Below are 9,277 nucleotides of genomic sequence, written 5' to 3'. Positions count from 1 at the left end.
TGCCCCTAATTTGCCGCCAAAAGAGGAAATTCGATGCGCAGATAATGCTCATAATAGTTCCTAAAGTATCAGACGGTGAGGGGAGGGAGGTGCTACCTCGCCCCACCACCGCCTCCTCCCCCACCGCCGCCACCGCCAAATCCGCCCCCGCTTCCCCCGCCGAATCCTCCGGAGCTGCTGGACTTGGGAGAGCTGGAGGAGTAGGCATGGCCGAAGCTGGTATGGATGGTATGGATGGCCACCGCTTCGGGAATGGGGATGTTAAAATCCTTCAATGCTTTCTCCACCTTGTCCCCCACCCCGAGAGCAGTGCCATAGATCAGCCACTCCTTCCACATATTCAGGTCACTGGGTGAATACCGCTGGATCATGGCATAGTCGCCCAAAAAGGTTCGAAAGGCATCCCACTCCAGCTTCTCTTTATAGTAGTCCTCCTTCCAGCGACCAAAGAGGGTGGAGGGGGCAGATACCGCCAGGCTTGACTGCAAGAGCAGAATCATAGCCGTGATTGCCACCGGATCTCCCAGGACGCCCGAACCCATGATAAAGGGGACGATGAAGAGAGCTCCCCAGATGAGGGGAAGGATTAGATGCCTGGTCTGAATCCCGATTCCCAGGGCTCTGATGCCCCTGCCGACCGCATGACGGGAAACCACATCCTTGTCAACGTAATGCAGGATCTCGTCCATGGCGCTGCGCAGCCTGGCCAGCTGGACTGTATCGTTGGACTTTGCCAGGGATTTCACCTCCGCCTCAAAGCCCGGAGCAGAGAACGCCCCTCCTCGAGAGTTATCCTGGAGAAACTCGATCACCCTTCTCTCATAGTCATCGAGATCCGGTGCAGATGGGGAGAGGACCATTATCTCGGTCCCGGATAATGTATCTATCCTGATGATATCCCGCTTATGCAGATCCAGCAACGTGGCATAGAATCCGTCCTGATCGAAATCGAAGGCATCCCCCTTGAAGAGCATATTCACCTGCCAGGGCCTTCTCTTGCTGGGTGGGGTGGAAAGAGCTCTGGGCACGGTATATCTCTTCTCCCGGCCAATGAGCAGGTAGACGAGAATCAATAGCAACGGCAGTGCAGCCACTAAAAAGCGCAATACGAACAATAGGCTTGATCCCTCACTTTCCTGAGCGGTGATGGTCCTCTGATAGACATTCGAGACCTCTCGGGAAAAGCCCTCGATGATATTCGCTGTCTGGGGCAGGAGAAGCATCTCAACCTCTATCAGCTCATCTTTGGGGCTGCCACCAGTGATGACCCAAATCTCTCCCTCCGTTTGAGTTCTCAATTGAGGATGAGTGAAAAGCTCTACTATCAATTCGTCCGGGTCATGAATGTATATCGCAATCTGCCGGTAGGGCAGATGCTCATTCGCCAGCATGAGGTTCCAGTGGCATAACTCCTGGTCGCACTCCAGATAGGGATGAATGCGGAAGAGATACTCCATCTGATATTGCCCGGTAGAGAACCTCTGGGGATAGTAGCCTCCCGCCTCATTCACCAGGGCCAGGGAGGCGATCTCGCTATTGTAGCGATTGCCTGAGGCCGATAATATCTGAACTGTGCCATTATGATCCCTTACATAGGGCACTGCCCCCGAGGTGGGGAGGATCCTCAGGGGCTCTATATAAGGGGTGTCCAGGCTCTGGCTGGAGAGGGGCATTTTCCAATTGCGGTAGAGCATCCGGTACTTCCCCGAGCTTTTCACCTGATAGTCGAACCTCTCAGCCAGAGTGCCGTTGAGGTACAGATCTGCCCGGTAGCTGTCAACATACACATCCCCCAAAAAGAGGCCTGCCGGGAAGGGCTCCTCCAGAAATGGAATGCCTCCGGTCAGATAGAGCCCTGCAAGGCCGATCAGGGCCACAATGCCAATTAATATAGCCGCCTGCCTCTCCTCATTCATCCCAAATTTTATTATTTCCACTCCACCTTTGGCCGTGATGGTTCTGTCTCCTCTCCGGTATAATATCCCGCCCGGCGCAGCTCATCCTCCTCGAAGCTGAGGTAGTCGAGCCTGGGCATGGAGGCAGCTATCCAGCGGGAGGGGAACGTATCGCGCATGGTATTGAACTCCTGCACGATGTTATTGTAGGTGTACCTGTGTCTGGCTATCTCATCTTCCAGCTCCCGGATGGCATTCATGGAGTTTATCGTTGCCTGGGAGGTCTTCAGATCGGGATAGCTCTCTGCCACCAGGCGGATGTTGCCCAAAACCCCGCGGCTCTCCTTCTCCACCCTTCCCAATTCTTGCGCCCCCGCTTCTTGTAGCCCCGATCTCATCCCCGTGATCTTCTCCAGGATCTGTCTCTCGAAATGGGCATAGCTCTCTATGGAGTCCACAAGCTGCTCGATGGTGTCCAGCCTCTTTTTCATGGCCACTTTAATCTGAGAGAGGGTGGCATCAGCGCCATTTCTCAGGCTCTGCAGGCGGTTATAAGTCATCACAAAGTAGCCTGCCACCAGGAGTAAAACTGCCAGGATAATCAGAAGCATGAGGGAGTCGATCATCAATTGAATTATGCATCTTATTTGCATAAATAACTAGCTTCATTGCATGAGACAGGAGCTCCCCGCCCCGGATTCGCTCGAAGAAATGTGGATTTAGGCAGGATGGAGTCCTGCCTGCAGGACTCCTGCATGATCTGCCTTATCCCACAGTCACCACATTGCTGTAGGCCAGGATCGGTCGGTTAACATCATCTCCGAAAAGGCGGAAGTCGTACTGCCCGGGCGTGGACGGAAGCTGCCAGACCATGCTGCCGCAGCTCTTGCCTCCGGTGGAACGCTTTCCTGAGTCGAATTTGTCAGGGCTGGTAAGGCCATACATGCCGATGACGCTCGCCGGTGCCGCGCCCCAGTAGGTGACTGTGACCGTCCCCCCTGCAGCCACCTGGGATGGCTCGGCGACCATCTTATGGCCGGAGTCGGCCTTCACCTCGACAGCATTGCTTGATGTTAGTGGAGTTGATTCTCCCGTGGCAAACAGCTTGAACACATAGCTTCCAGCCTCCTCCGCGGTGAATGTGACGGCACCACTTTCCCTTCTCGCCAGGCTCTGGCTGGAAAGGGCATTTGATGATTCAGACCTGTACATGCCGATCCAGTCCTTCTCCCCTCCCCGCGCTCCCTGGAAGGAGACAGTGATCTTCTCGCAGGTGAGGACGGAGGAAGGCGATGCACTGATCTGGGGGGAGGAGACATTGAACGGCAGGGAGATGACGGCAGTAGCATTAGAATCGTGCATTACGAGCTTGAAGGAGCCTTCCATATAAGGAGCAGTCAGCAGGATGTCTCCGGAAATGTTCTCTCCCAGATAAAGATCCTGGGCCAGATTTTCTTCATCCAGGGCAATAGACTGGAGGCCCAGCCAGGCATCGATACCCGCTGGGGTTGTATAGTTCAGCCTCATCTCGCCCCCGGGAAGGAAGCTCGTGCCAGAAAGCTGCATGAAGGCGCCGCCCCTGCCGCTGACAAGGCCGGGCTCCCGGATTGGAGAAGCCTGGGGGTGCTCGTCTATGCTGGGGCCGCCAGGTATCGAATAGGAGGTAGCGCAGATCGTCCTTCCTCTGCATCCCTCCTCTGGATCATTGAAATCGCTGTAATTGTTGCCGATGAGGCCGTCATCCCAGCGGTTTCGGCCATCGTCATATGCATTCGCCTCGTTGGAAAGGTTATTCAGATAAATGGTGTTATTGGAGGGGGTTATTGCCCCGGAAGGGGTGGCATTATAGGATATGAAAACCCCCTTTCCCTTTGTTGAGACCGCTATAGAAGACTCTTGACTTGTGAGGGAGATGCCCTTTTCATTTCCCTGGATATCGTTCCTAGCCACCAGGTTGCTCCGGCTCTTCTCCATCACCAGCCCCACCTCATTATCTTCAGCAAGATTGCCTTCGATCAGATTGGAGTGACTGGCCTGGAGATACATGGCCTCGAACTGGTTATTCTGCAAGAGATTGCCGACTATCTCATTGGTATGGGAGTCCTCCAGCCTCAGGCCGTACCTGTTATCCCTAATCCGATTCCCTTCCAGGCGGTTTCGGCTGGAGTTCTTCAGGTACATACCCTCATTGCCGTTTCCTTCTATCAGATTGCTCAGGATGGTGTTATTTATAGCATGGCTCAGGACAACACCCGCATTCCCACAGCCATGGACCAGGTTATCGATTATCAGATTATCATTAGATTGGATCAGTATACCAGCGCTTTCCCTCCTGCTGCTCTGGCTCTTTATCGCAAATCCCTCGATGGTTACCCCCTTCGCCAACAGGATTATGGCCGGCCCCTCGTCGGACTGCACCTGAGGCTGGCCCCCGCCAGTATCTATCCCCCGGAGGACGAGCGATTTGTCCACCACCAGGCTCTCATTGTAGCTGCCGCTAGAAACCAGTATGATCTCTCCTGGGGCAGCAGAATCTATCGCCTTCTGAATTCGGTCGCCTGAATGGACGGTGATATCACCATTTACAGGGCCCGTGAACAGGATGAACGCAAGCGATACTGCCAAAAGAATGGATCCCTTTTCTGCCATGGCCTTCACACAGCCGATGAACTGGTTTTTGGGTATAAAACGCCATCCCTCAAGCTAGCTTCCTATTTGGCCCAACATGGCAGAATTTATAAGCAAGATGCCTCTATTAAAACAGGAGGACAAGAAGGCGGCTGCTGGAGTGAATAATGGCCCTGCGTTCAATTGAGATAACCCTTCCTGAAGGGAAGAAAGAGCAGATCGAAGAGCTGCTCAGCGAAAGAAAGGAAGCTTTAGATGTTAGAATGCAGCATATCATAGGGGTCTGGAAGCATCCGGTAAAGGGTGTGATGTACAGCCGCCTCTCAGAAGAACAAATCCTGGTGAAGATCCTCGTCTTTGCCGAGGAGAGCGAGAGTCTGCTCAAGTCCCTGCAGGAGAGGTTCTCGGACGAGGATGGTTTCCGAATAAATATAATCCCCGTCGAGGCCTCCCTTCCCGCGGAAGAGATGGCAGTGAAATCCACTGACGCCGCTGACCTCTCCGGGGATAAGGAGAACAAGAGCTTCCGGCTGAGCAGGGAGGAGCTTTACGAGGATATCTCCACTGCCACAAAGCTGACCCGTGTCTATGTGGTTCTGGTGATCCTCTCTGCTATAGTTGCTGCCATTGGTTTATGGAATAACAGCGTAGCAATAATAATCGGTGCCATGGTCATAGCCCCTTTGCTGGGCCCCAATGTCGCCTTATCTTTAGCCGCCGCACTGGGCGATATCAATCTGGCCAAGAATGCATTAAAGACAAATGTGGTTGGTCTGGCCATTGCCGCCGCCCTTTCCATTGCAATGGGCTATTTTTTGGCCGTCGATCCCACCATTCCTGAGATCGAGTCCAGAACGGCCGTGGGCCTGGACGAGGTACTCCTCGCCCTGGTCTCAGGCTGCGCGGGAACGCTGGCCTTCACCTCTGGCGCCCCGGCAACTCTGATCGGAGTAGCAGTGGCAGTTGCCCTCCTCCCCCCGCTGGTGACCTCCGGCCTGCTCTTAGGGGCGGGATACACCACTCTAGCTTATGGAGCGTTCCTCCTCTTCCTGGTGAACATCGCCAGCATCAACCTGGCAGGGGTTGGCACCTTTCTGGTGCAGGGCATATCTCCCCGGGATAAGCCCGGGGACAGATGGTCAAAACAGCATCTGGCCTTCACTGCCCTGGTTATCATCAGCCTTTTGGCCATACTCTCCGTAACCATCCTCCACCTTTGGGAGAGCTGGATTGGATGAGATGATCTATTTAAGGCAAGGGCCACATATGAGCTGTAGGCCGCAGAACAAAATGGCCAAAAGGGAAATTCAATGGATGCAGGCGATTACCTACTCTACTTCGTATATGTCTTCAGCACCATCTTCGTGATAGTCAATCCCATCGAGGCCACCATGGTCTATGTCACCCTGACCATCGGCTTGCCCCCTCTGGAAAAGAGCCGTATCTATAAGAGGGCCACATTGGTCGCCTTTATCATTGCCATTCTCTTCGCCATGGCAGGCGATCTCGTTCTCCGCCTCTTCGGCATCACCACGGACAGCCTATCCGTGGCTGGAGGAGTTCTCCTCTTCCTGGTGGCCATAGACATGCTCAGAGGAGTCCACCAGCAGAAGAAGGTAACGGAAGAGGAATTGAAGGATGCCAATAGCAGGGAGGATATCTCCGTCTTTCCCCTGGCCACGCCCCTTCTCACCGGACCGGGTGCGATCACCACGGTGGTGGTCCTGATGGGATCGGCAGAAAGCATCGCAGAGAAGTCGATTGTCATCCTGGGAATCGCCCTGACCTATACTGTGACCCTGATCGTCCTCAAGTTCTCCGATTACATCGATCGGGTGCTGGGCATCACCGGGGTGATGGTATTGAACCGAGTAATGGGCCTGATCCTGGGAGCAGTGGCGGTGAACTTCGCGGCTGTTGGGGCCTGGAACATCTATCAGTCGTTGGCTGGCGGCTGAAGGCCAAACCTCCCTAAAAGTCGAAGAGAGACTTCTGCTTCTGTGGCTTGTTGCATTCGCCGGCAAAGCTGAACAGGCTGCTCTGCGCCCGGCTAGAGCAGAGCCGGTCCTTGTTCACCCCGAAGCTCTCGAATATGCGCATCACCGGCGGCAGGATCTGCTTGTTCACATAGTACTCCGTATCCAGAGAGATATTGTTCTCCAGCACAAATTCCGGGTCCTCCGCCCGGTCCACGAAAAGGGTCTTGTTCTTTTTGCCGCCCTTGCCCCGGATGATCACAAAGGGCACCCTGTCTCCGACAGTGGGCACCTTTCCCCCTCTCTCTCTCATCTTCTCCACCAGCTGGATGTGAGGCTGCTTGTTCTTGTACGAACCCGTGCTCTTGGTGTACCTCCTGGTGAGGGTCAGCTCCTCCAGTATTCCCGGATCCTGGGATAGGTCCAGGTTCTGCAGCCGGACCACCACCGATCTGACATGCTCTACCGCCTCGTCCACCTTCCCCTCCTTGAGCACCAGCTCCAGGCATGTCTTCAGAGTCCCGGAGGTCAGGCCGCACCAGTCCCGCCTCACGGTCTCCATGCCCCGGACTTTGATCCTATCTTTCCATTCCTCCCCCATCTGCTCGAAGATCCAGAGGGCATACCGCTTCTTGGCCAGGAATATGCCCCTTCGGGCGAAGGCCTCGAAGACAAGTTCCATTGGCTGGGGAAGGCTGGATGTGACCGTCTCGGCGATCTTCTTTCCGATCAGGCCCGCATCCTCCAGTGAGACCGGCTCATTATGGGGACTGAGACGGACGAAGACGCTGTCAGTATCCCCATAGACCACATTGAGGTCGAATCCCTTTCCTGTCGGGGCTCCTAGCCTCAGTTCGTCCTTGAAGACTGCCCGGCCTTCGATCACATAGACCGATCCTATATCGTCTATGATCTTCTTCGTCCGGATAATGTTCTCCCGGCCAAAGGAGGTGACCGCATTGGCCAAAGCCAGGCTGTACAGCCTCGCCCGGGCGTAACCCGAGTAGCCATAGAAGCTGTTCAACAGGATCTTCAGTGCATACTGCTTGGCATCTAAAAATCGCCTCTCCTCTTCGCTGGCCTTCTTCATCAACCTCTTGGTCTCCGTCCTCTGATCGAGCAATTCTTTTAAGACCTGGGGCATTACCCCCGGTGAAACATTCGGGGAGACGAACCTTCCTCCGGAGGGTGAGGTTATAATATCATTTTGGTCGGGAGAGTCAGCCAGCACCACCGTCGAGTAACAGAGGTTATGAGCCATCATGATGGTGGGATATAGCGACTTGTAGTCTAAAATGACCACATCCTCCACCAGCCCCTTCTCAGGCACCAGCACTGCTCCTCCTTTCAGCTCTTCGTTCTCCACATATCGCTCGTCCGAGAGACCAGAATCTGGCTTGGGGGGCACCACCCGGGATATCTCCCGGAAGCGGCGCAAGAGCAGGTTCTCAACCATCCCCGACTGTCCGCCGTTGACTATGTCCTGCAATAACGAGCCGCTGGCCCGGGAGAGGGCGATGTACTTGTCCATCAGCCGAAGGTCCAATAGCAGACGAAGGGCGAGGACAGAGTCTCGGCGGGAGTAGCTGATAAACCGCTTCAGACCTTCTCCATTGCTCTCTTCTGCCCAGAGCTCCTCGATCTCCTGGGGATTCACATCGTACTTCTCCATCGAAAGAAGCTCCGCAGCAACATTCCTCAGGGTATACTGCTTCAGGCTGAACGAGGAGCGTATGATGGGCAATAGATCGACCACCACCCGGCCGGTGACGGAGACATCGCTTCGGTTCACTATCTTTTTTATGTACCAGGAGCTGCCATCCCTTCCTACCCTGAAATCGAGCTGCTGCTGCTTTGCCCTCTCCTGAAGATAAGGAAAATCGAACTCATTGGAGTTGTAGCCAGCGATGATATCGGGATTGTAGTCCCTGATTATGGCTGCAAACTGATTTAGAAGCTCATACTCGTTCCTGCAGGCTCTGGTGTCCGGACGGGGGCAGTCGATCTCCTTTCCTACTAGTACCAGGTCTTTGTTGCCCTGATACTCCGGCTCGAAGGCCATGCTGATCAGGATCACCGGGGATTTCTCTGCCTTGGGCATGGCACCATGATCAGGAAGGCACTCGATATCAAAGCTCATGAAACGCAAGGGTGCATTGGCCTCATGCTGCACCGGACGGATGGAGGCAGCATCCACCGGAGGCAAGTCTCTTCCCGATTGCACTGATCCGGCATTCTGGCTCAAGGTCCATTCCGGTATTGGAGCCTCGACCCATCCCATTCCTCCCAGCGATTTGTCGATCAGAAATCTGTTCTTGAAGAGGATATCCGTCTCGTAGACCGCCCGAATGCCGGGAAGGGAGCGTACCCTCTCCCTCAGGTTTCTTACCTCTTTGGGATCGTTAGTGGTGATCTGGAGCATCCTTTTGGGCTTCTTCTGATAGCCTATGGGCTCGAAGCGCTCCAGCACTTCCACCTCCAGACCCATGGCCTTCAGGTCGTCCGCCGCACTTTCCAGACAGCCTTCTATTGCGCTGGCATAAAAATAGGGCCTGAATCCTGCTGCCTTGACTGTGACGCTCTGCCCCTCTGGAGTGGTGCCAAATAGCTGCACCAAGGGCTTTCGCCCTGAATCATATGCGTAGTTAGCGTCCAGGATCTGGAAGATCATCGCTTATAAATGGAAACTTTTGTTTATATAACTACTCATGGCCAGGGGCAAAAGAGGCGGAAAAATGCCCATATTTCCCAGTATTTGCAGGAGTCTGGAGACAAAAA

At 54.5% G+C, this 9,277-nt stretch carries 6 protein-coding genes; 2 read left to right on the top strand and 4 right to left on the bottom strand.

What is annotated here, in order from left to right; translation table 11 throughout:
- Positions 1 to 92: 92 nt before the first annotated feature.
- The 3 genes from BP727_RS09845 to BP727_RS09835 all read right to left on the bottom strand — a co-directional run bounded on the left by BP727_RS09845 (position 93) and on the right by BP727_RS09835 (position 4,544).
- Positions 93 to 1,937: a DUF2207 family protein gene (locus BP727_RS09845; RefSeq protein ID WP_286858603.1), complete on the bottom strand. Its 1,845-nt coding sequence runs from the start codon at positions 1,935 to 1,937 to the stop codon at positions 93 to 95.
- Positions 1,928 to 2,506: a LemA family protein gene (locus BP727_RS09840; RefSeq protein ID WP_286858601.1), complete on the bottom strand. Its 579-nt coding sequence runs from the start codon at positions 2,504 to 2,506 to the stop codon at positions 1,928 to 1,930. Before BP727_RS09840 ends, BP727_RS09845 begins: the two co-directional genes overlap by 10 nt.
- A gap of 154 nt (positions 2,507 to 2,660) precedes the next feature.
- Complete coding sequence (locus BP727_RS09835) at positions 2,661 to 4,544, bottom strand: right-handed parallel beta-helix repeat-containing protein (RefSeq protein ID WP_286858607.1); 1,884 nt, start codon at positions 4,542 to 4,544, stop codon at positions 2,661 to 2,663.
- 146 nt (positions 4,545 to 4,690) lie between these two features.
- On the opposite strand from BP727_RS09835, the gene BP727_RS09830 reads away from it, so the two are divergent.
- Entirely contained in the window at positions 4,691 to 5,761 is a 1,071-nt protein-coding gene (locus BP727_RS09830) for a TIGR00341 family protein (RefSeq protein WP_013719608.1), read from the top strand.
- A gap of 72 nt (positions 5,762 to 5,833) precedes the next feature.
- Positions 5,834 to 6,481 (top strand): MarC family protein, encoded by a 648-nt coding sequence (locus BP727_RS09825; RefSeq protein WP_286858598.1) that lies wholly within the window; start codon positions 5,834 to 5,836, stop codon positions 6,479 to 6,481.
- Between the two features lie 13 nt (positions 6,482 to 6,494).
- Here BP727_RS09825 and BP727_RS09820 read toward each other — a convergent pair whose 3' ends face one another.
- Entirely contained in the window at positions 6,495 to 9,170 is a 2,676-nt protein-coding gene (locus BP727_RS09820; RefSeq protein ID WP_286858596.1) for a DNA-directed DNA polymerase, read from the bottom strand.
- Between the last annotated feature and the right edge of the window lie 107 nt (positions 9,171 to 9,277).

The organism is Methanosaeta sp. UBA356, assembly GCF_002496465.1.
In the GTDB taxonomy this organism is placed as follows: Archaea; Halobacteriota; Methanosarcinia; order Methanotrichales; family Methanotrichaceae; genus Methanothrix; species Methanothrix soehngenii.
The sequence above is the reverse complement of the archived record's forward strand: the minus strand, read 5'-3'. Positions and strand labels throughout refer to the sequence as shown.